Source organism: Mesorhizobium waitakense (assembly GCF_056431085.1).
Map to the genome: position 1 here is coordinate 151,455 of NZ_JBWKME010000157.1, position 26,237 is coordinate 177,691.

A 26,237-nucleotide genomic window follows, 5' to 3' on the forward strand; every position below is an offset into this window, starting at 1 on the left:
TGAACCAAGATGAGCATTTGCCTTGGCTTTGAGCAATTACTCACCTGGCGTCAATTATGTCAAGCCGGATTCGATGCTGCAGCGCAGCACCCGGCGGTGTCGACGGACCATGTGTGCGTGGAAATTGCCAAGCCGACTTCGCCGGTCCTGGGCATTCAGGCGACAGGACAGCTATTCAGGCGACAGGGCAGGATTGGCTTGCCGGAGGATTTGCCTGTCAGCAGGCGATTTCGGCCAGCAGCCAGTCGCGGAAGGCGCGGATCTTCGGCACGTTGCGGCGCGCCTGGGGATAGACCAGCCAATAGGCGTGGCCATCGTCGCCAACCAGGTCGAAAGGCTGGATCAGGCGGCCGTCGGCGAGTTCCGCCTTGAACAGCGCCCGGGTCAGGATCGCCACGCCATGGCCGGCGATGGCTGCATTGGCCTCATAGGCCTGCGCGCCCATGCTGCTGCCGGGCCGTTTGGCAAGGTCGTGCGAGTTGACGCCGGCAGCCGAAAACCACTCGGTCCACCAGATGTCGCCGGGATCGAGGATCGGCAGCCGCAACAGGTCGGCCGGCTCTTTGACGCCGCCGATGCTCGCCGCGAGTTTCGGGCTCAGCATCGGCGTGAAATCGGCATCGAGCAGTTTGTAGGCTTCCAGTCCCGGCCATTTGCCGCCGCCCGAACGGATGGCGAGATCGACATCCTCGCGGGCGAAGTCGGTCAGGCGGCTCGACGTCTCGAGCCGTACGGCAAGGGAGGGATGAGCGATCTGGAACGAGCCCAGATGGTGCGCCAGCCAGTTCGAGGCAAAGGTCAGCACCGTGGTGACGCACAGCAGCCCGTCGGCGCCGCCACGCGCCGCGGCGTAGGCCTGGCCAAGAAGGGCAAAGGCTTCGCTGACCCCCGGGGCAAGGCGCTGTCCGGCTTCGGTCAGCACAATCTGCCGCGGCCGGCGCAGGAATAGCGGCGCGCCGACGCGCTCCTCCAGCACCTTGATCTGATAGCTGACCGCCGCCTGCGTCATGGCGAGTTCCTCGGCGGCCTTGGTGAAGGAAAGATGCCGCGCCACCGCGTCGAACACCCTGATCGCTTGCAGCGGCGGGAGTTGGGAGAGCTGTCGCGAGCTGAGGTCAGGCATAAAACCTCCTTATGGGCCATAACAGATGTTCGATTGGCAAAGCCGGCCGGCAAGACCGACATTCAGGGTCAACCATTCATTCGGGTTCAGGATAGCGAAGGTTGACGATCATGACCATGGCGCAGCAAAAGTGCACTCCCACCCCAGATCATCGCTGGATTTCGTGGCTCACGGACGGATTCGGCTGGTTCGCAATCAGAAAACGGACGCATCTCGACATCAGGGACCTGTCGCCGCATCTGCAGCGCGACGTCGGCTTCCTCGACGGCAACGACCCTTTTGGGCGGGGCAAATAGCCCGGCTGGCTTTATCGGAAATCAGTCGCGCCGGCGTCTGCGATCGACGGCAGCCCGGTCAGACGCTGGCCAGCAGGGCAGCCGCCGTCCGCTCGTCGGTGATGAGGCCGTTGATCAGCCGCCGGTTGGCCGCCGCCAGGATACCCGGCAGTTTGCGTTCGCCCATCGCCAGTGCAATCACCAGTGATTTTTCGCGCGATGGCAGCGAAGCCGACGACACCCGGTCGTTGGTGATGCCCTCGATCATGCGGCCTTCGCGATCGTAAACCCAGCCGACGATTTCGGCGATGCCGCCGGCCTTCTGCAGCGCCTTCAGCTCACTTTCCGAAATGAAACCGTCCTCATAGAGCGGTGCCTTGGGGCCGAGATCGCCAATGCCGATGAAGGTGACGTCGGCCTCGGCGGCCAGCGCCAGCGTCGGCTGGATCATCGGCTGGTTGAGCAGCATCTCGCGCTCCTCCGGCGAAGAGGCGATGACCGGCAGCGGCATCGGGAAGGATCGCGCCTTGACCCTGTCGGCCATGGTGAAGATGACGTTGTAGAAGGCAGCCGAGCCGTCTGGCGAGATGTTGCCGGTCAGGGACACCACCTTGTGCTGCGGACATTCCATCGGCGGCAGCTGTTCGATCGCCGCTTTCAGGGTGCGCCCGGTGCCGATCGCCATCACGATCGGTGTCGGCGAGCGCAGCCGCCGCTCGATCTCGGCTGCGGCCGCCTCGGCGATGCCGATCGTGGTAGAGGATGAATTGGGATCGCTCGGCACCACTTCGACCAGGTCGAACGCGAAGCGCGATCTCAACCGCGCCGCCAGATCGAGGCAGTTGGCGATGGGATGGTCGACACGGACCTTGATCAAGCCTTCCGACACCGCCAGCGACACCAGCCGCTGCGCCGTCTGCCGCGATATGCCGAGCGTCGTGGCGATCTGGTCCTGCGTGTTGCCGGCAACATAATAAAGCCAGCCCGCGCGCGCCGCGTCGTCCAGCCTGTTGCTGCCGCCATCCTGCCGGGTATTCACGTCCTGCCTCCCGAAACCGCCGGTCACGAGCGCGGTCCGCTTCTACTCTCGCAGGGAACGGCCTGCTGCGCAATTGTCAATCTCAAGGGCAATTGCTTGCAACCTTCGGCGCACACGGCGCGAAAATATCCTCCTCCGGCGAGGCTTACGCCGGAGAAGGACCTTCGGGTTCAGTTCCGACAGGCGGCACGTTCTGCGATCGGGAAGGTTTATCTCCCTGCGTAAACCCTTTAAGGGATCGCAAAAAGGAGCCTTGCATGACGCCGAAAGCGGTTTTCTGGGATATGGACGGCACGCTGGTCGACAGCGAACCGCTGCACGAGGCCGCTTTGGTGGCGGCGATGCGCAATGTCGGCCTAGTCCCGCCGGCCGACCTGCATGAGCGCGTGCTCGGCGTCGCCGCCTGGCCGGTCTATGAGATGATGCGCGACCAGTTCGGCCTGGACCTGCCCTTCGACGACTGGATCATCCGCAAATACGAGCACTATCTGCCGCTGGTCGAGCGCTTGCAGCCGCGCCCCGGCGCGATCGAGATCTTCAACGACTTGCGGGCAAGGGGCGTGGCGCAAGCCGTGGTGTCGAATTCGGACCGCATGATCGTCGACGCCAACCTTCGAATGGTCGGGCTGACCTATCCAGGCATGAAGACGATCAGCCGCAACGATGTGCGCGAGGGCAAGCCGCACGCCGAACCCTTCCTGCGCGCCGCGTATCTCGCTGGCGTCGCTCCCGCGCAGGCGATAGCGATCGACGACAGCTGGCCGGGCGCCATGGCGGGGCTGGCGGCAGGCATGACGACGATCTTCTGGCCGGAAAAGCCGATGGAAGGCCCGCCCGGTGCTATCGTCATCAACAGCGCCGAGGAATTGCGCGCCGAACTCGGGCTTTAGCCTTCAGAGGCTCAGTTCCGGTAGACCGGTTCCTGCTCGTCGAGGATCGCCTTCAATTCGCTGAGGTGGCGTTCGGCCTGGCCGGGATAGTCGTCCATCTCGCTTGCGGTCTTCTCGGCGATCGCGTCGGACAGCGTCCGCAGCGGGCGGCCTGTCCACAGCGCCTTGATGTAGGTCTCGGCGGCGCGCTCGAAATAGAACATGCGGTTGAAGGCATCGGCGACCGTGTCGCCGATGACCAGCACGCCGTGGTTGCCCATCACCATCACCTTGACCTTTGGATCGACGAGGAGCTGCGAGCAGCGTTCGCCCTCCTCTTCGAAGGCCAGCCCGCCATAATGGGCATCGACGACATGGCGGTTGAAGAACATCGCCGAGTTCTGGTCGATCGGCGGGAGGCGAGAGTCGGCGAGCGACGCCAGCACCGTGGCGTGGATCGAATGCACATGCATGACGCAGCGCGCGTGGCGGACATTGCGATGGATGGCGCCATGCAGCCCCCACGCCGTCGGGTCGGGCGCGTTCGGCCCCGAGAGCGTGTCGGGATCGTTGGCGTCGATCAGCAGCAGGTCGCTCGCCTTGATGCGCGAGAAATGCACCTGGTTGGGGTTCATCAGGAACTGCGTGCCGTCGTCATTGACCGCCAGCGAGAAATGGTTGGCCACCGCCTCGTGCATGTTGAGCCGCGCCGTCCAGCGAAAGGCGCAGGCGAGATCGACGCGCTCCTCATAGAAGGGCAAGTTGGTCAGCGTTTCCTTTTGCAGGCGGGCTATGCTCATCGAGGACACTCCGTGAAAGAGGCGAGAATGCCGCGACCAGCCGAGGCTCGCAACCGCTTTCGCTTGGTGCAGGGACCGACGCCGATGTCCTTGCCTATGCCGCCGTGCTGGCCTCGGCGCCGGCCCGAAGGCCGCCATGCTCGACGATGAAGTCGATGACCTCCCGCAGCCCTTTGCCGCGCGACAGGTCGGTGAAGCCGAACGGCCGCTTGCCGCGCATGCGGACGGCGTCGCTCTCCATCACATCGAGATTGACGTTCACATAGGGCGCCAGATCGCTCTTGTTGATGACCAGGAAATCGGAGCGGGTGATCGCCGGCCCGCCCTTGCGCGGGATCTCCTCGCCCTGGCAGACCGAGATGACATAGAGGGTCAGGTCGGCAAGATCAGGCGAGAAGGTGGCGGCGAGGTTGTCGCCGCCGGATTCGATGAAGACGATGTCGAGGTCGGGGAATTTCTTGTTCATCTCGGCGATCGCCTGCAGATTGATCGAGGCATCCTCGCGGATGGCGGTATGCGGACAGCCACCGGTCTCGACACCCATGATGCGATCCTCCGGCAGTGCCTGCAGCCGGGCCAGCATCATGGCGTCTTCCTTGGTGTAGATGTCGTTGGTCACCACCGCGATCGAGAATTCGTCGCGCAACGCCTTGCACAGCTTTTCGGTCAGCGTCGTCTTGCCCGAACCGACCGGGCCGCCAATGCCGACGCGCAGCGGACCATTTTTCTGTGTCATGCGGGAAACTCCGTGATGGCGAGGATGGCAAAGCCGAGCCCGATCAGCAGGCACAGCGGCGAGTAGTAGCGCAGGTCGAGCCGCGCGAAAGGCTGTTCTGGCGCCAGCCGCCGCCACCACGGCGTGAAGCCGGCAATGCCGCGCCCCAGGAACACCAGCCCGATGAGCAGCGAGGTGGCGGCGAGGCCCTCCCTGGGGAAGGGCGAGGCAAAGACCCCTTCAAGCGCCATCGGCCACAGTGTCGCCAGCGCAAGGCACGCGGCAACGGCGAAACTGGCGAAAGGCGTCGGCATCTCATCGACGCCGCGAAAGCCGACGACGGCGCGGGCGCAGGAGGCCGCATCCTGGCCCGGCCAGATGCCGCCGATGCCCCAATAGACATGCAGCGCCGTGATCAGCAGCAGGACAAACGATAGCGCGAAGGCGAGAAAAATCATGAACGGAACAACCGCGAATACTGGGTTTCGTGTCTCATCGCCATGATTTCGGAGACAAGGGCGCAGCCGCCGAGATCGTCCAATGTCGAGCGCGCGGCGCGGCCGGCGGTCGACAATGCCAGTGGTTCGAAGCTGGCAAGCAGCGCGGTGGCCTTGCTCTGGCCAACGATGCCGAGCCGGATCGCGGCCTGGACGAGGTTGGAGAAGAAGGCCTGCAGGAAGGCGGACAGCGCATCCTGAAGCGCAATCGCATTGCCGCCTGCGATGGCGCCGACAGCGACGCAATAGGCGCATTCGGCCGGCAAGCGCTCCAGCACGGGGCTGGGCCAGGCTGCCGCCGCTTTCAGGAACGCGGCGCCTTGCAGCATGGTCTCGGTGTGGCGCTCGCGCGAGCCGGCAAGCGCCTCGGCAAGTGCTGCAATTTCGTTGAGGTCACCGTCGTTGCGGGCGCGGCGCCAGCTCTCGGCGAACAGCACGGCGTCGTTCCAGCCCGAACCCATCTCGACCAGCGTTTCCAGCCACCCGGCGAGGGTTTTCGCGTCGGCAACCAGCCCGTCATGCACCGCGCGTTCCAGACCGTGGCTGTAGGAAAAGCCGCCGACCGGAAAGGCCGGCGACAGCCACGCCATCAACCGCAGCAGGGCGATGTTGGAAGGCTGGTCACTCATGATCGTGGCGGTGGCCGGCATGGGAATGCGAATGGGAATGGGATTCGCTGTGCGAGTGGGAATGCGCGTCACCATGGCTGTGTGCGTGCGCCTCGGCGTGCGCATGGCCATGGTCATGGCCGTGCCCACCGTGGCCGGAATAGGCGCCGCGCACCGGCTTGAACGGCTCGGAGACGTCGGTCACCGTTGCGCCCAGCCCCTCCAGCATCGCCTTGATGACATGGTCGCGCAGGATGAGGATGCGCCCGGCCTCGATGCTCGCAGCGAGATGGCGGTTGCCGATATGCCAGGCGAGCTCGGCCAGATGCACGCCGTCGCGAGCGCGGATGTCGTAGACGTCTTCCGGTGCCGCGATGATCTCGATGTGGCGGCCATCCTCCAGCACCAGCCGGTCGCCATCGTTCAGGGCGACGGGCTCGGGCAGGTCGACCAGCACCTTGCTGCCGTCGGCAAGTTCGATCGCCCGGCGGCGCAGATGCCGCTCGTCATGGGCGAGAATGGCGCGGCCGGAGGGTGCCGTGGTCCCGGCATTACCGGCGGTCAGCACCGAGACGGCGCGGGGAAATTTGGTGAAGTCGGTGCGGATGTCGAGCTTCATTTCATGGATCCCCCATTGGCTTGCGCCCGCGCACGGGCGGGCCGCGCCAGCACGCGGTCGAAATAGGCGTTGACGCGCTCGGACTCGATCGGAAACCGCCCGGCGCGGGCCCAGCCGCCCATATCGCCGAGCAACACGTCGACGGCCGAAAACCGGTCGCCCAGTGCGAACGGCTTGTCGCCCAGCCGCCGGTCCAGCGCCTTGAGCTCGGAGGCGAAGTCGTAAGCCGCCGCGGGGCCGACATCGACCCGCACCTCCTTCGGCAGCAGGAAGCGATGGCGCAGCTTGTTCCAAAGCGGTGCTTCAAACTCGCTCTGGGCAAAGTGCATCCAGGAATCCATCTCGGCACGCCCGGCCACGCCCGGACTGGCGCCCATGCCCTTGTCGGCATGCTTGTCGGCTAGATAGACGCAGATCGCCGCCGAATCAGTCACCGTCACCTCACCGTCGATCAGGATCGGCACCTTGCCCGACGGGTTGAGAGCATAGGCTTCCGGCGAGCGCAGATGAACCTCGACGAATTCATAGGGCTGCCCGAGCTCCTCGAGCATCCAGAGAACGCGGCTGACCCGGGATCCACGCGATCCGACGGCCTTGTACATGCGTAAACCTGCCTTTCCCTGGAAGCGTTAGACCATCCCTCACTTCATCCCAATGCCGGTCAGACAATCGTGTCGAAGAGCCGCAGGATGAACGATATCTGATAGACGAGCGCGGCCGCGACAAAGGCGATGTGGAAACGGCGGTCGCGCACCAGGATCGCGGCGATGCACAGCGCGACGAAGACAGGCGTGCGGAACAGATATTCGTTGCCGAAGCGGGCAAAATGTTCCGGTCCCTTCAGCAGCGTGTCGATCACGTCGAGCAGGTAGGTCGCCGCCAGCAGGCCGAAGAACCAGGCCCGGCGCGAATAGAAGAAATGCTCGTAGCTGGTGTAGTCCAGCATCGAATCCGGAAACAGAAGCGCGCAGAGCAGGAACAGCGTGATCGCATAGAAGATGATGAACAGGTACTTGCCGAAGGTCCACGTCTCGATGGTGTAGAGGCCGAACTCCCACCACCAGAAATGCACCAGCATCAGAAGCACCGAAGCGACCCAGGCCAGGTGCACGGGATAGAGCCGGTACTGGGCGGGATGCTGGACGATGCGCGCCACCCCCGACAGCAGGCGGGCGACGCCAAGCCCGATCACCATGCCCATGACGATGCGGATATGCGGGAAGATGTCGTGGGCGGAAGCGATTTCGGTGGCCATAGGTCGACTCTGTGCACTCCAGCAGTTGCGGCATCAATCGTACCAGAGCCACAGCTTCCTGTAGTCGGACGGAACCTCGATCTTCTCCGCAGGCAGATGGTCGACATCTCCCTCCCAGGTCTCGTCCGGCTCAAAGCCAGACGGCAGCCAGCCAAGCACTTCTTCTTCGCTGGCGCGAGTTACTACGACGACCTTGTCCGAGAACGGCCATTCCCCGTTATCGCATTGGGTAATCGCTATCCTGATGTCGTGAACCTCGGGTCGGTCGCGTATCGACTTGAACGTCGCCAGGACCGTGTCGTTGTCGGGAGCAGCGTGGCTATTGCACAGTAGACCCGCTTCGCCTTCGGCTCCGTCAAAATACTGCTCCAGCGTAATCATCGGCATGACGCGTGGAGCAGCGCCACCGTTGTAGGCTTCCAACGGACCCATCCTTGAAATCAGGGCTGCCTTCTTTTGCTCGTCCATGGCGGGTCCAGATTCGTTGCAGACCATGACCCTAAAACAGAAAATACCGCTGCGCCATCGGCAGCACAGTCGCCGGCTCGCAGGTCAGCAACTCGCCGTCGGCGCGGACCTCATAGGTCTCGGGATCGACCTCGATATGCGGCATGGCGTCGTTGAGCACCATCGAATGCTTGCCGATGCCGCCCCGGGTGTTCTCGACAGCGGCGAACTGCTTGTCGACACCGAGCCTGCCATGCAGCCCCGACTCGAGCGCCGCCTTGGAGACGAAGGTCACCGACGAGTTGGTCCTGGCCTTGCCATAGGCGCCGAACATCGGCCGGTAGTGCATCGGCTGCGGTGTCGGGATCGAGGCGTTGGGATCGCCCATTTGGGCAGCAGCGATCATGCCGCCGATCAGCACCATGTCCGGCTTGACGCCGAAGAAGGCCGGGTTCCACAGCACCAGGTCGGCGCGCTTGCCGACAGCGATCGAGCCGATATCCCTGGACAGCCCATGCGCGATGGCCGGGTTGATGGTGTATTTGGCGATGTAGCGGCGAACGCGGAAATTGTCGTTGTTGCCGGTCTCCTGCGGCAGCGCGCCGCGCTGGCGCTTCATCTTGTCGGCGGTCTGCCAGGTGCGGATCGCCACCTCGCCGACGCGCCCCATGGCCTGGCTGTCCGACGAGATGATCGAGAACGCGCCGATGTCGTGCAAAATGTCTTCCGCCGCGATGGTCTCCTTGCGTATGCGGCTTTCGGCGAAGGCGATGTCCTCGGGGATCGACGGCGACAGATGATGGCAGACCATCAGCATGTCGAGATGCTCGGAGAGCGTGTTGACCGTGTAGGGCCGGGTCGGATTGGTCGAGGACGGAATGACGTTGGGCAGGCCGCAGACCTTGATGATATCAGGCGCATGGCCGCCGCCGGCACCCTCGGTGTGGAAGGCATGGATGGTCCGGCCCTTGATCGCCGCCACCGTGTTCTCGACGAAGCCGGACTCGTTCAGCGTGTCGGTATGGATCATCACCTGCACGTCGTAATCGTCGGCAACCGACAGGCAGCAGTCGATGGCCGCCGGCGTCGTGCCCCAGTCCTCGTGCAGCTTCAGCGAACAGGCGCCGCCGAGCACCATTTCCTCGAGTGCCGCAGGCAGCGAAGCGTTGCCCTTGCCCGACAGGCCGATGTTCATGGGGAAGGCGTCAAAGGACTGGATCATGCGGGCCATGTGCCATGGCCCCGGCGTGCAGGTGGTGGCCAGTGTGCCGTGGGCCGGGCCGGTGCCGCCGCCGAGCATGGTGGTGATGCCGCTCATCAGCGCTTCCTCGATCTGCTGCGGGCAGATGAAATGGATATGCGCGTCGAAGCCGCCGGCGGTCAGGATCTTGCCCTCGCCGGCAATGATCTCGGTGCCGGGACCGATGATGATGGTGACGCCTTCCTGCATGTCCGGATTGCCGGCCTTGCCGATTGCCGCGATGCGGCCGTCGCGCAGACCGATATCGGCCTTGAAGATGCCGGCGCTGGCATCCACCACCAGCGCATTGGTGATGACGGTGTCGACCGCGCCTTGCGCGCGTGACACCTGGCTCTGGCCCATGCCGTCGCGGATCACCTTGCCGCCGCCGAATTTCACCTCCTCGCCATGGGTGGTGAGATCTTTCTCGACCTCGATGAACAGCTCGGTGTCGGCAAGCCGCACGCGGTCGCCGACGGTCGGGCCATACATCTGCGCATAGGCGGCGCGGGTAACTCTGGCCATCAGCGATTGCTCCCGAAATCCGGCTTGCCGAAATGTGGCTTGCCGTATTGTGATTTGCCGAAATGCGATTTGATTGAAGCCTGGCTGCACATTGTCGCCATCCAATGGTCACGCAATGACCCGCTGGCCGACACCTTCTCATCCGATTTGACGGTTGAGGTTAGGGCGTCACCCCAAACCGACCGTTTGCCAAATCGATGGAAGGAAAATCCATGCGCAAGACGATATTGATTGCAGCCGCCGCCACGCTGATGCTGGCGGGCGCCGCCAGTGCCCAGCAGCAACCCGCGCAACAGCCCGCTCCGGCGCCGACCACGCCTGCCCCGGCCGCGCCCAAGGCTCAGCCGGCTGTTCCGACGATCCAGAGCGTCAACATCGTCGACATCACGGAGCTGCCAAAGGACACCCAGACGCAGGTCAACCAGGTGATCGCCCAGCGTGGCGACGCCGGCCTGCAGAAATTGCGCAGTTCGATCGACGCCACGCCCAAGGTGAAGTCCGCGCTGGTAGCCAAGGGGCTTAGCTCGGCTCAGGTCGTCGCCGCCAGCATGCAGCCCAATGGCGCGCTGACCCTGATCACCAAGAAGGCGAGCTGATAACGCACCACGGCGGGCCGACGTCCGGCCCGCCGGCTGCAGAGGGAAAGGAACCTTGGCAGGGCTGGATTCGTTTCGCCTTTTGAGTGTCGAAACAAATCTCGAAAGCGAGCGATGACCATCACCACCTTGCCCGACGCCCGATGGCTGCATGCCATTGCAGCGGCTGCGTTTCTGTCGGCGAGCCTGCCCCACGCCACGTTGAAAGCGCAGGGCCTGGAAAGCCCGGAGACCGTCAACCGTATCGTCGGCTCGGACGTCAAGCAGGAAGAAGCCAACGCCACCGCCGAAGCCCGCAACGTCAACACGGCGATCGACCGGACGCGCGAAAACATCGGCACGGTGCGCAAGACGTCCAAGCTCGACAAGGTCGAGATCGTGCTCCTCACCGACGCGGCGCGCAGCGAAGGCGGCCCGCCGCCGGTGATCGAGAGCAAACTCAAACAGCATCGGGACGACATTGCGGAATTGCGCAAGGAGATCGAGGCCAACGCGCTGCTGTTCAACGCCATCGAGTCGCGGCGCGTCCTTGCACAGGACGTCCTCGCCGTCGAATTCGACGATCCTGGAAAGATCGTCATCTACGCCGCGGCCAAGCCGTCGGACTGAGTCGAAAGCGCCAGTCATTCTTGGGCGACATGCATGAGACGCCATCGATCTCACAGCCTGCCCATCACCTTCTGCTGAAATCCGTAGACCTCGCGCTTGCCGCCAAGCGGCACCAGCGTCACGTCGCGCTCCTGGCCAGGCTCGAAACGCATGGCCGTGCCGGCGGCGATGTCGAGGCGCATGCCGCGCGCCTGCTCGCGGTCGAATCTCAGCCCCTCATTGGTCTCGAAGAAATGATAGTGGCTGCCGACCTGGATCGGCCGGTCGCCGCTGTTGGCCACTTTCAGGGTGACGGTCGGCAAGCCCTTGTTGAGTTCGATGTCGCCGTCCTTGGTAATGATTTCGCCGGGGACCATCGTGCCTCACAACACGCCGAAGACGAGGCCGGTACCGACCACCGCGCAGCCCGCGCCGGCGGCGCGGGCCAGGCCACGGAACCTGACGCCAACACCGAGCCCGGCAGTGATGCCAGTGGCATGCAGCAGCGCTGTCGCGATGGCGAAGCCGGCTATATATTCGAGCCCGCCGGCATTCTCCGGCACCTCGGTGCCATGCGCGTGGCCGTGGAACAGCGCGAACAGGCCAATGATGGCGACGCCGGCCGAGACCGGCAGATCGACTGCCAGCGCCACCAGCAGCCCGAGCGCCACGACGGACGCCAATATGCCGGGTTCGACGAACGGCAGCGGCATATGCAGCATGCCGAGCCCGCCGCCGACCAGCATCACGCCGACAAAAGCCGCCGGCCAGGCCCAGATTGCCTTGCCGCCCTTGAGCGCCGCCCACAGGCCGACCGCGATCATCACCGTCATGTGATCGAGGCCGGAGAGCGGGTGCATGAAGCCGGCCATAAAGGAGGAGGTCGTGCCGATGCCGACATGGGCATAGGCCGGCATGACTGTTGCCAGTAGCAGGATCGCCGACAGGCACAGGCGTTTGGCGGACATCATTCTATTTGCCTTTCGTTTGCGGGGTGGTGGTGTCACGCCGCCTTGCGGGGCCCGCACCCTTCAGCTTTGAGAACGCGCCTGGTCGAGGCGGGATATTTCTTCAGCATCGCTGGCGGGCGGATCGGCCGCGCCGAAAAATTGCCGCCGCAATTGGGGCAGGTGCCGCCCAAAATGTGTTCCACGCAGTCGGCACAAAAGGTGCACTCGAAGGTGCAGATCAGCGCGTCCGCCGCCTCCGGCGGCAGGTCCTTGTCACAGCATTCGCAATTGGGACGCAGCTCAAGCATTTTTCTCACCTCACCTGATGGGTTCGTGCACGGTCACCAGTTTGGTTCCGTCGGGGAATGTCGCCTCGACCTGCACGTCAGGGATCATCTCGGCGATGCCTTGCATCACCTGCGCGCGGGTGACGACGTAGGCGCCGGCCTCCATCAATTCGGCGACCGGGCGGCCGTCACGGGCGCCCTCGACGACGAAATCGGTGATCAGCGCGATCGCTTCCGGATGATTGAGCTTGACGCCGCGTTCGAGCCGCTTGCGCGCCACGATCGCCGCCATGGCGATCAGCAGCTTGTCCTTTTCCCTCGGTGTCAGGTTCATGCGCTTCCCTGGACTGGCGTAGACAGACTTACAGTGACCATAATTTGGGCAACCCAGCCTTTCCGTTGAGCAATTCGACCAGCGGAACCAGCCGCTGGCGGAGCCGATAGCCGTCCCCGGCGTAGAGCCTCGCAAGAAGCTTGCCAGATTTCCTCACGCTCCAGGCACTGGCGCTGCCCTGGTCGCCGACGATCCCCAGAACCGGGTCGAGCAGGGCCTCGGCCCGCGGCGACACCAGCAGCAGCGTCGCTATCGCGACTGCGCCACCGGCAATCGCCGGGCGGTCGAGCGTGGCCGCGATATCGGGTCCGATGCGGAAATCCTCGGCATGAATGAGCTCGCCGTCCTGGCGGACACGCCAGCGGTCATGGAAATTGCCTTTCGTGACGTGTTCGCCCATGGCCAGGCGGCCGAAGACCGTGGCCTCCAGCACCAGCGCCTCGGCGCAGACGGCAAGCTCGACGTCCAGCGTGCGGGCAAACGCCGCCTGGTCGAAGACGATGGTTTCCTGCGGCAGCCAGGCGATGCGGCCGTTTTCACCGACCGATAGATTCACCCGCACCTCGGCATGGTCGGATGCCGCCCGATAGATTTTCTCGCAGGCCTGGGTCGTGATCGAGGCCGAGGCCGCCGCGCCGACATCCACGTCCCAGGCGATACGGTCGCCGCCGGTCATCCCGCCGGCGGTGTTGATCAGCACCGCTTCGAGCGGATCGGCCGAGACCGCCGGCATCCTTATCTTGGCGGCACCGTCCTGATAGAGGCGCCGCAGCCGCGTGCGACCGTCGACGACGGCGCAAGAAAGCCGAGCCGCGCCCGCGGCGCGCTGCGTCGAAATCCTGCCATGTTCGATCTTATCCATGCCAGCACGTTAAGCACTCCGGCGCCTTTGTCGATGCATGGCCTGATATAGCTTGTTGCTTGACAACGTTTCGGTTTCTATAGAGGGAACCACCTTGGTACGGTCATGCAGCGCTTGGCGGGGGTATAGAGCGAAGACGGCGGCTTGATACCGGGAGAAAAGGGGCGCTGCTCAATTGGCGTCGGGAAACGCGACATAGTGGGGAAGAAACCGAATGGCCGACCAGCTGGCAACGGATATCATCGCGAAGATCAAGGCTCATGCCGAGCCGGGCGGCGAAGAAATCACGACCAACACTGAATTGACCTCGCTTGGTATCCATTCGCTCGAGCTGACGGAGATCATCTTCGATCTTGAGGAAGATTATGGCATCGAGATCGAGATGAACACGGTCGATGCCTGGAGCAATCTGAAGAATGTCGGCGACATGGTGGAAGCTGTTCGCGCGCTGATCGCGAAAAAAGCCTGACCTGAATGCGGCAGCGCGTTGTCATCACCGGCATGGGCGGTATTTGCGGGCTTGGCACCAACGCGCCCGCGATCTGGAATGAAATGCGCGCCGGCCGCTCGGCCATCGGCCAGATCAGCAGTCCGCAATTGCATGATCTGAAGGTCAAGGTCGGTTGCGAAATCAAGACGCTTCCCGATCACGGCATCGACCGCAAGCAATTGGTGTCGATGGACCGCTTCAGCCTGCTGGCGGTGATCGCGGCCAGGGAGGCTATGCAGCAGGCCGGTCTGGCCTCGGACGAAGCCAACACCTACCGGATGGGCACCGTCGTCGGCGTTGGTGTTTGCGGCTGGGAAGCGATCGAAGAAAACTACCGCGCCATCCTGATCGAGGGCAAGAACCGCGCCGGCATCTTCACCGTGCCGAAAGTGATGCCCAGTGCGGCCTCCGGCCAGGTCAGCATGAGTCTCGGCCTGCGCGGTCCGGTTTTCGGCGTCACCTCCGCTTGCTCGTCGTCCAACCATGCCATCGCCTCGGCCGTCGACCAGATCAGGCTCGGCCGCGCCGACGTGATGGTCGCCGGCGGCACCGATGCGCCGCTGGTCTGGGGCATCCTGAAGGGCTGGGAAGCATTGCGGGTGCTGGCGCCCGACACCTGCCGGCCATTCTCGGCTGATCGACAGGGTCTGTCGCTGGGCGAGGGCGCCGGTATGGCGGTGCTGGAGAGCTACGAACATGCCATGGCGCGTGGCGCCACCATTCTTGCCGAAATTGCCGGCGCCGGCCTTTCCGCCGACGCGTCCGACATCGTCGCGCCAACCATCGAAGGACCGACGGCCGCCATGCGCGCCTGCCTGGCCGACGCCGGGTTCAATCCCGAGGATGTCGACTATCTCAATGCCCATGGCACCGGCACCAAGGCGAACGACCAGATCGAGACGGCGGCGATCAAGCGCGTCTTCGGCGACCATGCCTACAAACTGTCGGTGTCGTCGACCAAATCCATGCATGCCCATTGCCTTGGCGCATCGGGCGCGCTGGAGATGATCGCCTGCGTGATGGCGATCCGTGAAGGCATGGTGCCGCCGACGGCCAATTTTCGCGAAGCCGATCCTGATTGCGACCTCGACATCACGCCGAACGTGGCGCGTGAACGCAAGGTGCGCACGGCGATCAGCAATGGCTTCGCGTTCGGCGGCACCAATGCGGTGCTGGCCTTCAAGGCGGTCTGATCCCGGGCGATCCCGATCTGCCAGGCGGTTACATCTGCCTCATGATATGGACAAAAGCCCCTTTCTTCGGGCCTAGGTCACGCCTGTTTTGGCGGCGATCATCGCAAATACGCACCGCCCGCCTCAATGGAAAGCGCATGGTTCTCCGGCCTCCCCCTGGACTGCTCGGCCCAGACGGTGCGGTGCGCGAACTGACGTGGGAGCGCATCGCGCCGAGCCCTTGAAACCGGTTCGGGGATCCGCCACCCGCCGCCTGACTTACGCTCCGTGGCCTTCTCAGGTCCGGCCGCTCTCGCCTCAAATCACTCTGACCGACCGAGTTCGGGCCCGCTGCGGTCGTTTAGAGATGTCTGATATCTGGCGGGCTTGTCTTGCTGACATTGTGCTACATTAATCCGCGCCTTTCGACCCGGGATTTTACGGTCCACTGAACTACCCGAGTGGCCGGAGTCGACCCGCTGTGTACCTTGTGTGATGGCCATCGCCGCTGGCAAGACAATTCGGGCCGCACTGTGTTAAAGTCAAAATCAAGAATAAGTGGGGATTTGGGTTCGCAATCGCGGTATTGGGGGGCGGCGTATGTTACTGGCGCGGATTTCCAAAGAATTTGAGACTGCCGAGCCGAACTGCACCGTCATAGGGCCTCATCAGCCTGAATATGAACTGCAGCGTAAGGTATGGAATGGCACGGTAGATCGGAGACCTGCCGCGATTGTCCGCCCTAGAACGGCCGCCCAAGTGGCAAAGGCCGTGCAGCTTGCGGCTGAATACGGTGCTCTGCTGGCAGTCAGATGCGGTGGCCATAGCTTCCCCGGCTTGTCGACCTGCGATGGCGGAATCGTCCTCGATCTGTCGGGAATGAACCGTGTCGTCATTGACCCCGTGTCCCGCACCGCGGAAGTCGAGGGTGGTGCGTTGCTTGGGCATCTGGATGTGGCAGGTGCCGCTGCCGGACTTGTAACGCCTGCTGGAGTCGTTTCGCACACAGGGGTTGCGGGGCTCACGTTGGGCGGCGGCATGGGATGGTTGAGCCGGCGCTTTGGCCTGACGATCGACAATCTGCTGAGCGTGGACCTCATCACTGCCGAGGGTCGCGCATTGCATACGAGTCCGGACGTTGAGCCTGAACTGTTCTGGGGCATTCGCGGGGGCGGCGGCAATTTCGGAGTGGTAACGAAGTTCCGCTTCAAGATGCACCCTCTTGGACCGGTCCTGGTCGGCCGCTGGAGCTATCCGCGTCAGGCATTCGACACTGTTCTGAGAGGCTATCGTGATCTTGCGACCGAAGCACCGCGTGAACTGACGACCGCCTTTACAATGACATCCACAACCATCTCCGTGGGCGCTTTTTGGTCCGGATCGCCGGAAAACGCCAGCGCAGCCATTCAAGCCTATGGATCATTGGCACGGGCCGATGCCAGCATGGTCGGCGGTCAGACATATCTCGAATTGCAAACCCGCAACGACTCGCACTTTGCATGGGGCCGGCGCTACTACGCCAAGGGCGGATTCCTGGGCGACATCGACGATCAGGTTATCAACTGCCTCCTGGATTCAAGCGCTACAGCGCCAACACCGGATTCGGAACTCTACGTGCTGCAACTTGGCGGCGCGATAAGTGACGTTGACGAGGATGCCACTGCCTATTCGGGGCGGGCTGCGAAGTTCTACTGGATTGCCGAGCCGGTTTGGGACAACCCCATCGACGACTCCCGTTGCATCGCATGGGGACGTATGGCAGGCGGCCGTCTGGCGGCGATCTCTCAAGCCGGAAATTATCTGAATGAGCAGGCGGATACCGGCAAGGATGTCTCTTATGACGCCTATGGCGCAGAAAAATACAGCCGCCTTGCGGCGCTCAAGGGCCGCTTCGATCCTTCAAATCTCTTCCGGCTGAACCCGAATGTTGAACCGAAGCCTTCACTCGTTGCCCTTGGGTAAGTCTGCCCTCCACGCATTGCGGTCAAATAGGAATAAATATCTGGCGGGACGCTCATGCTCATGATCGGGCCGCCACTCAGATGGCGCATTTCGCTGCAGGCGGTAAGTAAGAGGCGCGAAGCCAAGGGCTGAGAAAACGCTATGGCGTGGTGCCTCGGCGGTTGCCACCCGCCCAAGGGCGGCCTCGAACATCCGGTTCATGGACCGTCCGGGCGCAGTGAAACAGTCGCCGCCATATTGATCAGAATCGGCCGTCCGCCTAAATCCTTGGCTGAACCCGCCAAAACCAGTGCCGCCCCGGCGCCAATCCCCGTTCAGGAGTTTCCATGGCCGACCTGTCCGCCTTTCCGATCGCAACGCGCTGGCCAGCTAGGCATCCGGACCAGATCCAGCTCTATTCGGCCACGACGCCCAACGGGGTGAAGATATCGATCGCTCTGGAAGAGCTCGGGCTGCCCTACGAGCCGCATCTGGTCAACATCGGCAAGAACGAGAGCTGGACACCGGAATTCCTGTCGCTCAACCCCAACGGCAAGATACCGGCGATCATCGATCCGAACGGTCCGGACGGCAAGCCGATCGGCCTGTTCGAATCCGGCGCCATCCTGCTCTACCTCGCCGAAAAGACCGGCCTGCTCATGCCGGTGGACGCGGCGCGGCGCTACGAGACGATCCAATGGGTGTTCTTCCAGATGGCCTCGGTCGGGCCGATGTTCGGCCAGGTCGGCTTCTTCCACAAATTCGCCGGCCGTGAAATTGTCGACAAGCGCCCGCTGGAGCGCTATCGCGATGAATCGCGGCGGCTGATCGGTGTGCTCGACGGCAGGCTGAAGGGCCGCAAGTGGATCATGGACAATGACTTCACCATCGCCGACATCTCGCTGCTCGGCTGGGTGCGCAACCTGATCGGCTTTTACGAAGCGCGCGAACTCGTCGGCTTCGATGATTTCGCCAATGTCGGGACATGGCTGGAACGCGGCCTTGCCAGGCCAGCCGTACAAAAGGGCCTGACCATCCCGGCGAAGGGCTGAGCCGGCCGGGGCCTCGACAGAACGCGGCTATTTTGCCTTCGCCTTGGCTTTCGAGCCGCCCTTACCCATGACCGAGGCCGCAAGCGATGCGGTGCCTCTGGCTGCGATGACAACCGCGCCTGCCGCTACATTGGCCGCCGCCTTGACCGTGCGCATAGCGCTGCCGGACACCGAGTTGTCGGCGCTTGCCGGCTTTTTCGGCTTTGCGGCCTTCGGCGCGGTCTTCGCCGCGGCAGGCACCACTTTCTTCGGCGCCGCCTTGCCGAAAGACGGCTTGGCGTCCTTGGAACGCTCGGCGATCGCCGGACCGGCGCCTGCCTTCGATCGGGTCGCCTTGCCCTTGGCGGGCGCGGGCTTTCTTGCCTTTTGTGCCATCGGATGGAATCCCTCTTCTGGCAGAATTGCCTGGGGGATAACGGACTGAAAGTCTTAAGGTTCCCCTCGAGGAATCCTTAGAATCAAGCCGAAACGCCGATCACCAGGTCGGCGGTTCTACGGCGGGCAAGCACCCGGTCGATGTTGGGCATGTCGTTGGAGGCGATCCAGGCGCGGGCATCCGCGTCGGAGCGGCCATGACCGTGCCAGCGCTCGAGCAGGCGGCGCTCGAGCTCGTCGCGCGGCACGTCGACGAAGATCGAGAAATCGAACAGCGGCGCCAGCCGCGACCACGGCTCCTCGTCGAGCAGCAGGTAATTGCCCTCGACCAGGATGAACTTGGTCTCGGTGGCGACGATCGAGGCGGCGGCGCGCGACAGTTCCATGTTGCGGTCGAAAACCGGGATGGCGATGTCGGGCTCACCGGCGCGGATGCGTTTCAGCAAAGTTTCGAAGCCGGCAAAGTCAAAGGTTTCCGGCGCCCCCTTGCGCGCGCGCAGGCCGCGCCGCTCGAGCACGATGTCGTCGTAATGGAAGCCGTCCATCGGCACCACTTCCACGGCACCTTCCGGCAGCAGGTCATGCAGGCTTGCCGACAATGTCGACTTGCCGGCACCCGGCGGACCGGCAATGGCGACGACAAAGCGTCGCACCTTGCCGGCGCGCTTGAAGATGGTGGCGGCGAGATGGGCGATTTCGGACATGAGAGCCTCTCTCTGGCAGGAGCTTCAAATCCACCATGTTCCGCATGATGATTTCGGCCACATCTTGGCGGCAGTCGGCGGAAATTTCAAACCGGGATTTGTGCAATTGGAAACGGTTGCGGATGTTCGCGCTGCCCCTCATCGCCCTGCCGGGCACTTCTCCCCGTATAGTGACGGGGGGAAGGGAGCTGGCCGCAACGACGGCGCCTGTCTTGTAACGCTGGTGATTGGCGAAACCATCGATGACAGCCCTCCTCTCCCCGTCGCTATACGGCGAGAGGATGCCGGCAGGCAGGTGAGGGGCAGCGCCAACTTGATGGGTAACCTTGCAGGCCCGCTCAGGCAGCCACAGGCTGGCCGATGCGCAGGAAATCGCTGTCGAAGGGAACCTCCCAGGTCGAGCCGCCGGCCAGCCGCATGCGGCCGTTCGCCGTTGTGACCGCCTGCGGCGGCTCGCCGCCGGAGAGCGGCATGGCGCCGATGACATGGCGAAAGGAAACGCTGATGCCCTCGCCGAGCGCAAAGGCGGTCGCCACACCTTCGCGCTTCAGCCAGTTGTCGCCGATCGAGGCGGCATGGCCGACGGAAGCGCGGCCGTCCTCGATGCCGAGCACGCCGCGATGGCGGCCGCTCCACGGCGCGTAGTCGCGCCCGCCATTGCTGAGCCACAGCATGGTGATCGGCAGTTCGGCCGGGTTCTTCAGCACCAGCACCAGATCGCCTTCGGCCTGGCGCGCCAGCGCCGTCCAGCCCGGGCCGCCATGGTCGGCCTCGACCAGCGTGACGAAATCCTCACGACGGTCGTCCATGCGGTACTGCATCAGGTCGAGCGTGCCGCCGCCGGCGGCGGGGAAATGGCTGAGGTCGCTGGACCGCGCCGGATAGGCCAGCATGAAGCGGCCGCGTGCGGGGTCCGGCTCCAGCGGATCGTCCAGCGTCGCGGCGAACCGCTTTGGCGAAAAGGCCAGCTTGCCGCCGCCGGTCATCGCCGTCATCGGGTGATGGGCGACCGAGATCGCGCCATGGCCGCCGGAAAACACATGCTCCTGGTAGAGGAAGGGATGGTCGTCGCGCAGCGTCAGGACCTTGTCGACCGTCGCGCCCATCACCTTGTGCCGCAAGCGGAAAACCGCACGCCAGCCATCGTCCGTCGCGGCGCTGTCGGTGACATCCCAGGCGCTGTTGGCCGGCCAGCCATGCAGCGGCGCCTCCTCGACATCGCTGCGCGAAAACGGCGCGCAGAGGAAGTCGCCGGACAGGCGCACGGTGCCCGCGGGCAGGTCTTTCGGCAGCGTCTCGCGCGGCTCGTCGATCCACGGCGCGCGATGCAGCGGCTTGAGCTGCCGCCCGTCGCTGTCGACGATCATGTCGGCGATGTGGCCGACCGTGAGGTCGAGCGAGACCGAAATGCCTTTTGCCTTGATCGTGCTGATAGTCATTTGCGCACCTGTTGATTCTGTCTGCCCCAGCAAAACCCGCTGGGTTGCGAATACGCAAGCGTAGCGACAGGCATTTCGCATCAGCGACATCTCACCCTCCCCCTTGTGGGGAGGGTCGATCCGCATAGCGGATCGGGGTGGGGGTCTTCCTGGACCGGCCCCCCACTCCCGGCGAACGATCTCCGCTTCGCTCCGACCGTTCGCCGACCCTCCCCACAAGGGGGAGGATGGCGCTTACTGCCGCTTGTATTCCCGCACCGGCGATTTGGTGCCGTCGGTATAGGTGACCTGCACCGACATCGACGTCACGCTGTCGGCAGCCTTGATGTAGCCCTTGGCCTCGTAAGGGATGGCGTAGGGGTCTTTCTTGTCGCAGGGCGGGATCTCGAACGACTTGTCGAGCGCAGCACCGTTCAAGCTGTAGTGCACATCCTTGATAGCGCAGCGGTAGGACAGCATCTGGGTGAAATAGACCAAGCCGTGATTGCCGCCGGAGTCGAAGGCGATCCACGAGGTCCAGAACTGGTCGAGGATCTGCTTGTCGCCTTGCTGGAGTGCTGCCTCCGGGTCGAAGCGGATGTCGAACGGGCCGGTCTCGCGCCCCCTGATGTCGAGATATTTGACGGCGATGGTGCCGGCCGCGGTGCTGCTAGGCAGCTCGAAACTCGGATTGGGCATCGGCTTGCCGGTGGTCTGGTCGTTGAGCGCCAGGAAGCCGGTGTCGGTGAACGGGCCGCTGTCGCCCATGCGCCAGGAGATGGCGGTCGCTGGCTCGGGCAGCGAGATGGTCATCGACCAGCCCTGGTTCGAGCGCATCGGCGTCAGCGTCGGCACGAAGCGCGAGGGATCGAGCACGTCGCCAAGGGCTGCCAGCCGGCTGCGGCTGCGGTCCAGCCAGTCGGCGAGTTGGGTCTGGTCGACGAAATATTTGAGCAGCCCGCCGTCTTTTTCGTAGGAAACGAATTTGGTCAGCGCCTTGGCCTCGTTGCGCTTGTCGGCCAGCGTCTGGACGCCGAGGCGGTCCTCCGAGAACTCCTGCGCCAGCAGGAAATGCGCCGGCGCGAAATCCGGATTGGCCGCGATGAAGGCGTTGAGCTTGTCGAGGCGCTGGGCGTCGTCGAACTGCAGGATATGCACGAGCTTGATCGACAGCGCCTTGCCCTTGTCGGAAAGGGCGCCGAACACCTCGCGGGCGCCGGCCTTGCCGTCCTGCACCCGAAGCAGCGTGGCAAAGCGCGTGTAGGGGTCGATTGCATCGACATCGAAGCCGGCAAAGGCGAGGTAGGAGCGCCGCGCGTTGAGCATGTCGCCCGACAATTCGTAGACGCGGGCGTTGTGATAGAACTCGTCCGGCCGCTTCGGCTCGGCGATCGCCCCGCCCTGCGCCGCAAGGGCGGCAAAGCCCTTGGCGATGGTGTCGATCGAGGCGGCGATCTGCTGCGTCGTCGCCTGCAGCTTCTCGGTCTGGGCCTGCTGCTGCGCCTGGCCGGCGGCCAGCGTCTCGGTCTGCTTCTTCACCTCTTCGGCGGTCTTCTGCACCTGCGCCGTCTGCTGCGTCTGCTGCTGCTGGGCCGACGCGATCTCGTCGGTCTTCTTCGCCACCGTGTCGGTCGACTGCTTGACCGCTTCGACCGTCTTTTGCGTTTGCGTGACGGTCCGCTCGATCTTGGCCACCTTCTCCGAGACGATGCCCATCGATTGCTGCAGCCCGGCCACTGCTGGCACCAGGCTGGCGATCACCCCGTTCTGCGAGTTGGTCTGCTGTTGCAGGCCGTAGACGCCACCGGCGACGGCGGCGGCGCTGGTGGCGAAGATCAGGGCCGGCAAAGCCTTGGCCGCCAGCACCAACCTGAGCACGATGGCAATGGCGATGATGACCGCCGCCACCGAGGCGACCAGTGCGATATAGGCGGCGAACGGCGCCAGTGGATTGAGGATGTCGGAAGCAGCACCCCCGACAAAGGCGATGCTGCCGGCCCATTTGCCGGTGCGGCTGAGTGATGCCTTGATAAGCGACGGCGCAACGCCGCCAGCCCCGATGTTCGTCATGCCCAAGCCCCCAAGCCGACAGATGCCACGCCCCTTCCCACAGGAAGCGCGGTTTTGGCAAGGGAAGACAGGAAACAGGCGATTTCGGGGCGGGGGTTCCTCGCCCCGGAGAGGTGGCTCGGCGAAGCCGAGACGGAGAGGGGGCTGGCGCCGGCTGCGCCAAATGATCCGAGACCTTCGTTCGCGCCATGGCGCTTTACGAAATCCCCCTCTCCGTCCGCTTCGCGGCCACCTCTCCCCCGCCCATCGGGGGCGAGGGACCCAAGCTTGCGACGACAATCCTGGGTATGACCGCCATTAACCAGTTGGACGCAGCTGGCGCGTTACGTTAGCTTCGCCTCATCTCAGCAACAGCATGACCAGAATAGACTTGCCCTTGTTCAACTCGCGTTCCCTTACGCTCGTCCAGAGACTTTTCGCGGCCCTTGGCCTGTTGCTGCTGCTTGCCGGCTGCACGACCGTGACGCCACCGGATGCGGTGCTGGCGGTGCCGGCGCCGCCGCAGAAATATGCCGCCATTGTCGTCGACGCCAGGAGCGGCAAGCAGCTGTTCGAGGTCAACTCGACGGCGCAGCGCTATCCGGCCTCGCTGACCAAGATGATGACGCTGTACCTGCTGTTCGAGGCGCTGGAGACCGGCCGCGTCACCAAGGAGACGCAGATCCCGGTGTCGGACCACGCCGCCTCGCAGCCGCCGACCAAGATGCGCTTCCGGCGCGGCGAGACCATCGATGTCGATTCGGCGATCCGCGCCATTGTCGTCAAGTCGGCCAACGACGTGGCGGTGGCGGTCGGCGAATATCTCGGTGGCTCGGAGGGTGAGTTCGCCGCCATGATGACCGCCAAGGCGCGCCAGCTCGGCATGGTGAGCACCGTGTTCCGCAACGCGTCGGGCCTGCCCGACGACGACCAGCACAGCTCGGCGCGCGACATGGCGGTGCTCGGCATGGCGCTGCATTCCCGCTTCCCGCAGCACTTCCACTATTTCTCCGAAAGCGATTTCATGTTCCGCGGCAGGCTGGTGCGCGGCCATAACGACATGCTTGGCCGCGTGCGCGGCGTCAACGGCATCAAGACCGGCTACATCAGGGCCTCCGGCTTCAACATCGTCACCTCCTACGACGCCGACGGACGCCAGCTGATCGTCGTGGTGATGGGCGCCGACAGCGCCCGCCAGCGCAACGACCATGTCGAAGCGCTGATCCAGCGCAGCCTGTCACCCGCGATGGCCGACACCAAGACCAGGCTGATGTTCGCCGAACAGCAGTGAGGAGGGTCCGCGCAGCGGACAAAAAGCCAATTGCTTGGCTTTTTGAGTGACGAACGCCCTGAGCCTGCGAAGGGCCGCAGCGCGAAATCGCGCCCGGCTGCCCGGTGACGGATTGTCCGGTGAGGGCAATTGTGCTATAGATTCGAGCATGGTGCTGATTTGCGCCATCTGACCTACTGGACGAGTAGACCCGCCGCAAGGCGGGTTTTTTTGTTCCCGTCGCCATCCTTCCAGGGAAGCCATCCTTCCGCAGATCCGCACGCCCTGGTTCTTGGTGCCGAATCGCGTGCCTTGGCGATTGGCGAAAACGCGCCCATCGCTCCGCCCGTGGATGACGAAGTTAGGGAGGCTTCGGCCATGCCAGCCGCGGCCCCTTCCGATCGATCACAAGCGCTTGTAGTGCTGCGAAATCCGTCGCGATGCTGGCGATGTTGCGGCATAGGCGTATCGTCAAGCTGAGCACCACCCGCAGGAGCCCGCACCATGAGCACCGTCCCGAAAACGCTGGAGCAGCCGGCTGAAAACCAGAACGATGGCGGCGGCGAATATTTCGAGGCGCCGACCATCGGCGAGCATGAGGCCGAACATGGTTCGGACGAGCACTCCGAGGTGCCCGAAGTGCCGGACTCGGAGCCATCAGCTCCAGGCGCACCACACGCCAAGCCGAAGAAAAAGCCATCGGCGATCTCGGGCCGGAAATTCCGCAAGCGCGATCTTGTCCGCATCGACACCCTCCGCCCCAGTCTCGCCGACCGCATCCATGCCGACCATCCGGACCTGCCGCACGGCGCCCGCATCAGCCGCGCCGAGCTTGGCCGCTACCGCATGCGCTACATGGAGGAGCTGCTCCAGCAGGAGCACGGCGAATTCTCCGAGCTCGACCGGCAAGTGGTGGAATCGATCGCCAGGCAAGACACCATTTCCGAAAACAGCGAGGAGGAGTTCGAGGAGCACCGGACATTTGCCGACCGTGTCTCCGACAACATGGCCGCCTTCGGCGGCAGCTGGTGGTTCCTGATCTCCTTCGCCACCGTGCTCCTGGTGTGGATCGGCCTCAACCTGCTCGAGGGCACGTCGGGCGCCTTCGATCCCTACCCCTTCATCCTGCTCAACCTTCTGCTCTCCTGCATTGCCGCCATCCAGGCGCCGATCATCATGATGAGCCAGAAGCGGCAGGAGACCAAGGACCGCCTGCGCTCGTTCAACGAATACCGGGTCAACCTCAAGGCCGAGCTCGAAGTGCGCCATTTGCACGAAAAACTCGACTACCTCATCTCGCGCCAGTGGACCCGCCTGGCCGAAATGCAGCAGATGCAGTTGGATGCGATGCACGAACTGGCGGGTGCGAAGAAGCCGAAGCGGGCGGTGCGGAGGAGGCGGACGGCAGGGAGTGAGGCGGGGGGGTGAGAAGTGGTCCGCGCAGCGGACGAAAAGGCAGTTGCTTGGCTTTCCGAATGACGAACAGTGAAGCCCGGGTCCGCCTTCGGGCGGATCAAACGGTCCACCGGACCTTTTGAAGGACGCCCGAAGGGCAGGGAGCCTGCGAAGGCCGGGCGCGGCGCGAACCTCATAGGCAGCAGCATAGGCGCACCCAGGCAAGTTCGTGGCTCCGGCCATTTGCCCGTTGAAGCCCGCCCCGGCTTCCGCTAAGAAGCCGTGACTTGCCGGTTCACCGGCAGGTTCGTTTTCCGGATCGCCGGTCCTGAAAGCACCCGTAGCTCAGCTGGATAGAGCGCTGCCCTCCGAAGGCAGAGGTCACAGGTTCGAATCCTGTCGGGTGCGCCAGTTTAATGATAAAAATCAGATAGTTAGCTCTTGGTGATTTGGCGAGTGTCGTCACGCTTTTTTGCGCGGAAGCACTACGGAAGCACAAGAGATCGCGCCAGTTTCGGCGTCTCACCCTGTGGAAAAGTGCTTTTGAAGTCTGCTCGAAGATGACGCCGTGACCAATGGCTGCCCTTTCTGGGGCAGATAGCATGCACCGGATCATGGTGGTTGATGATGGTAGCGCTAGGCCGTTACCACTCCATCAATAGCGACCGTTCGCCGATTTATGGGTTCACGGCCTAGCATTACAGTTGCGTATTCTTCTGTAGTCTGAATCTATAGGTCTCCA

At 63.8% G+C, this 26,237-nt stretch carries 30 protein-coding genes and 1 tRNA gene; 11 read left to right on the plus strand and 20 right to left on the minus strand.

The genetic code is table 11. The features are described 5' to 3' along the window. Window positions 1-217 precede the first annotated feature (217 nt). Window positions 218-1,123, minus strand: coding sequence for a transcriptional regulator GcvA (gene gcvA / locus AC07FD_RS30280; RefSeq protein ID WP_478352827.1), 906 nt, complete (start codon window positions 1,121-1,123; stop codon window positions 218-220). A gap of 110 nt (window positions 1,124-1,233) precedes the next feature. Here gcvA and AC07FD_RS30285 point away from each other — a divergent pair, with 110 nt between their 5' ends. Further along, entirely contained in the window at window positions 1,234-1,419 is a 186-nt protein-coding gene (locus tag AC07FD_RS30285; protein ID WP_478352862.1) for a hypothetical protein, read from the plus strand. A 58-nt stretch (window positions 1,420-1,477) separates the two neighbouring features. Here AC07FD_RS30285 and AC07FD_RS30290 read toward each other — a convergent pair whose 3' ends face one another. Next, on the minus strand, window positions 1,478-2,437 hold the full coding sequence (locus AC07FD_RS30290; protein ID WP_457150178.1) for a sugar-binding transcriptional regulator: 960 nt from the start codon (window positions 2,435-2,437) through the stop codon (window positions 1,478-1,480). A gap of 257 nt (window positions 2,438-2,694) precedes the next feature. Here AC07FD_RS30290 and AC07FD_RS30295 point away from each other — a divergent pair, with 257 nt between their 5' ends. Continuing rightward, window positions 2,695-3,327 (plus strand): HAD family hydrolase, encoded by a 633-nt coding sequence (locus tag AC07FD_RS30295; RefSeq protein WP_478352828.1) that lies wholly within the window; start codon window positions 2,695-2,697, stop codon window positions 3,325-3,327. An 11-nt stretch (window positions 3,328-3,338) separates the two neighbouring features. Here AC07FD_RS30295 and AC07FD_RS30300 read toward each other — a convergent pair whose 3' ends face one another. The 9 genes from AC07FD_RS30300 to ureC form a co-directional block, all read right to left on the minus strand. Next, a complete protein-coding gene (locus AC07FD_RS30300; RefSeq protein ID WP_478352829.1) occupies window positions 3,339-4,106 on the minus strand; it encodes a class II aldolase and adducin N-terminal domain-containing protein in 768 nt (255 codons plus the stop codon). Window positions 4,107-4,200: 94 nt separating this feature from the next. Beyond that, the gene (gene ureG, locus AC07FD_RS30305; RefSeq protein WP_478352830.1) at window positions 4,201-4,842 is read right to left on the minus strand and encodes an urease accessory protein UreG; all 642 of its coding nucleotides are present in this window, start codon (window positions 4,840-4,842) and stop codon (window positions 4,201-4,203) included. Continuing rightward, window positions 4,839-5,279, minus strand: a complete 441-nt coding sequence (locus AC07FD_RS30310) for a DUF3995 domain-containing protein (protein WP_478352831.1) — start codon at window positions 5,277-5,279, stop codon at window positions 4,839-4,841. Before AC07FD_RS30310 ends, ureG begins: the two co-directional genes overlap by 4 nt. After that, the gene (locus AC07FD_RS30315) at window positions 5,276-5,947 is read right to left on the minus strand and encodes an urease accessory protein UreF (RefSeq protein WP_478352832.1); all 672 of its coding nucleotides are present in this window, start codon (window positions 5,945-5,947) and stop codon (window positions 5,276-5,278) included. Before AC07FD_RS30315 ends, AC07FD_RS30310 begins: the two co-directional genes overlap by 4 nt. Beyond that, a complete protein-coding gene (ureE, locus tag AC07FD_RS30320) occupies window positions 5,940-6,545 on the minus strand; it encodes an urease accessory protein UreE (RefSeq protein ID WP_478352833.1) in 606 nt (201 codons plus the stop codon). The genes AC07FD_RS30315 and ureE overlap by 8 nt, the downstream gene beginning before the upstream one ends. After that, a complete protein-coding gene (locus AC07FD_RS30325) occupies window positions 6,542-7,147 on the minus strand; it encodes a glutathione S-transferase family protein (RefSeq protein WP_478352834.1) in 606 nt (201 codons plus the stop codon). Before AC07FD_RS30325 ends, ureE begins: the two co-directional genes overlap by 4 nt. Window positions 7,148-7,206: 59 nt before the next feature. Then, entirely contained in the window at window positions 7,207-7,800 is a 594-nt protein-coding gene (locus AC07FD_RS30330; protein WP_478352835.1) for a hypothetical protein, read from the minus strand. Between the two features lie 33 nt (window positions 7,801-7,833). After that, window positions 7,834-8,268: a hypothetical protein gene (locus AC07FD_RS30335; protein WP_478352836.1), complete on the minus strand. Its 435-nt coding sequence runs from the start codon at window positions 8,266-8,268 to the stop codon at window positions 7,834-7,836. Window positions 8,269-8,299: 31 nt separating this feature from the next. Beyond that, window positions 8,300-10,015: an urease subunit alpha gene (gene ureC / locus AC07FD_RS30340; RefSeq protein WP_478352863.1), complete on the minus strand. Its 1,716-nt coding sequence runs from the start codon at window positions 10,013-10,015 to the stop codon at window positions 8,300-8,302. A 209-nt stretch (window positions 10,016-10,224) separates the two neighbouring features. Here ureC and AC07FD_RS30345 point away from each other — a divergent pair, with 209 nt between their 5' ends. Beyond that, window positions 10,225-10,608: a hypothetical protein gene (locus AC07FD_RS30345; RefSeq protein ID WP_477225032.1), complete on the plus strand. Its 384-nt coding sequence runs from the start codon at window positions 10,225-10,227 to the stop codon at window positions 10,606-10,608. Between the two features lie 114 nt (window positions 10,609-10,722). Next, window positions 10,723-11,217 (plus strand): hypothetical protein, encoded by a 495-nt coding sequence (locus AC07FD_RS30350; protein ID WP_478352837.1) that lies wholly within the window; start codon window positions 10,723-10,725, stop codon window positions 11,215-11,217. Window positions 11,218-11,267: 50 nt separating this feature from the next. On the opposite strand, the gene AC07FD_RS30355 is transcribed toward AC07FD_RS30350, so the two are convergent. From AC07FD_RS30355 to AC07FD_RS30375, 5 genes are read right to left on the minus strand one after another with little or no spacing between them, the layout of a single operon-like run. Continuing rightward, window positions 11,268-11,573: an urease subunit beta gene (locus tag AC07FD_RS30355; protein ID WP_478352838.1), complete on the minus strand. Its 306-nt coding sequence runs from the start codon at window positions 11,571-11,573 to the stop codon at window positions 11,268-11,270. 6 nt (window positions 11,574-11,579) lie between these two features. After that, on the minus strand, window positions 11,580-12,167 hold the full coding sequence (locus AC07FD_RS30360) for a HupE/UreJ family protein (protein ID WP_478352839.1): 588 nt from the start codon (window positions 12,165-12,167) through the stop codon (window positions 11,580-11,582). 32 nt (window positions 12,168-12,199) lie between these two features. After that, window positions 12,200-12,454, minus strand: a complete 255-nt coding sequence (locus AC07FD_RS30365) for a DUF1272 domain-containing protein (RefSeq protein ID WP_477412160.1) — start codon at window positions 12,452-12,454, stop codon at window positions 12,200-12,202. Between the two features lie 10 nt (window positions 12,455-12,464). After that, window positions 12,465-12,767, minus strand: a complete 303-nt coding sequence (locus AC07FD_RS30370) for an urease subunit gamma (protein ID WP_095083338.1) — start codon at window positions 12,765-12,767, stop codon at window positions 12,465-12,467. 28 nt (window positions 12,768-12,795) lie between these two features. After that, window positions 12,796-13,629, minus strand: a complete 834-nt coding sequence (locus tag AC07FD_RS30375; RefSeq protein ID WP_478352840.1) for an urease accessory protein UreD — start codon at window positions 13,627-13,629, stop codon at window positions 12,796-12,798. A 214-nt stretch (window positions 13,630-13,843) separates the two neighbouring features. Here AC07FD_RS30375 and AC07FD_RS30380 point away from each other — a divergent pair, with 214 nt between their 5' ends. From AC07FD_RS30380 to AC07FD_RS30395, 4 genes are all read left to right on the plus strand, one after another. Next, window positions 13,844-14,098, plus strand: coding sequence for an acyl carrier protein (locus tag AC07FD_RS30380; RefSeq protein WP_184873030.1), 255 nt, complete (start codon window positions 13,844-13,846; stop codon window positions 14,096-14,098). A 5-nt stretch (window positions 14,099-14,103) separates the two neighbouring features. After that, the gene (locus AC07FD_RS30385) at window positions 14,104-15,312 is read left to right on the plus strand and encodes a beta-ketoacyl-[acyl-carrier-protein] synthase family protein (protein WP_478352841.1); all 1,209 of its coding nucleotides are present in this window, start codon (window positions 14,104-14,106) and stop codon (window positions 15,310-15,312) included. 579 nt (window positions 15,313-15,891) lie between these two features. Continuing rightward, on the plus strand, window positions 15,892-17,253 hold the full coding sequence (locus tag AC07FD_RS30390; RefSeq protein WP_478352842.1) for an FAD-binding oxidoreductase: 1,362 nt from the start codon (window positions 15,892-15,894) through the stop codon (window positions 17,251-17,253). A gap of 326 nt (window positions 17,254-17,579) precedes the next feature. Further along, window positions 17,580-18,284: a glutathione S-transferase family protein gene (locus tag AC07FD_RS30395; protein ID WP_478352843.1), complete on the plus strand. Its 705-nt coding sequence runs from the start codon at window positions 17,580-17,582 to the stop codon at window positions 18,282-18,284. 27 nt (window positions 18,285-18,311) lie between these two features. Here AC07FD_RS30395 and AC07FD_RS30400 read toward each other — a convergent pair whose 3' ends face one another. The 4 genes from AC07FD_RS30400 to AC07FD_RS30415 form a co-directional block, all read right to left on the minus strand. Continuing rightward, the gene (locus AC07FD_RS30400; protein WP_478352844.1) at window positions 18,312-18,659 is read right to left on the minus strand and encodes a hypothetical protein; all 348 of its coding nucleotides are present in this window, start codon (window positions 18,657-18,659) and stop codon (window positions 18,312-18,314) included. A gap of 83 nt (window positions 18,660-18,742) precedes the next feature. Further along, window positions 18,743-19,363 (minus strand): nucleoside triphosphate hydrolase, encoded by a 621-nt coding sequence (locus AC07FD_RS30405; protein WP_478352845.1) that lies wholly within the window; start codon window positions 19,361-19,363, stop codon window positions 18,743-18,745. Window positions 19,364-19,701: 338 nt separating this feature from the next. Further along, window positions 19,702-20,802, minus strand: coding sequence for a hypothetical protein (locus AC07FD_RS30410; protein WP_478352846.1), 1,101 nt, complete (start codon window positions 20,800-20,802; stop codon window positions 19,702-19,704). A gap of 234 nt (window positions 20,803-21,036) precedes the next feature. Further along, window positions 21,037-22,851, minus strand: a complete 1,815-nt coding sequence (locus AC07FD_RS30415) for a methyl-accepting chemotaxis protein (RefSeq protein WP_478352847.1) — start codon at window positions 22,849-22,851, stop codon at window positions 21,037-21,039. A 355-nt stretch (window positions 22,852-23,206) separates the two neighbouring features. Between AC07FD_RS30415 and AC07FD_RS30420 the strand changes: the two genes are divergently transcribed. The 3 genes from AC07FD_RS30420 to AC07FD_RS30430 all read left to right on the plus strand — a co-directional run bounded on the left by AC07FD_RS30420 (window position 23,207) and on the right by AC07FD_RS30430 (window position 25,906). Further along, window positions 23,207-24,121 (plus strand): D-alanyl-D-alanine carboxypeptidase family protein, encoded by a 915-nt coding sequence (locus tag AC07FD_RS30420; protein ID WP_478352848.1) that lies wholly within the window; start codon window positions 23,207-23,209, stop codon window positions 24,119-24,121. Window positions 24,122-24,604: 483 nt separating this feature from the next. Further along, window positions 24,605-25,528, plus strand: coding sequence for a DUF1003 domain-containing protein (locus tag AC07FD_RS30425; protein WP_478352849.1), 924 nt, complete (start codon window positions 24,605-24,607; stop codon window positions 25,526-25,528). Window positions 25,529-25,829: 301 nt separating this feature from the next. After that, window positions 25,830-25,906, plus strand: a tRNA-Arg gene (locus AC07FD_RS30430). Window positions 25,907-26,237 lie beyond the last annotated feature (331 nt).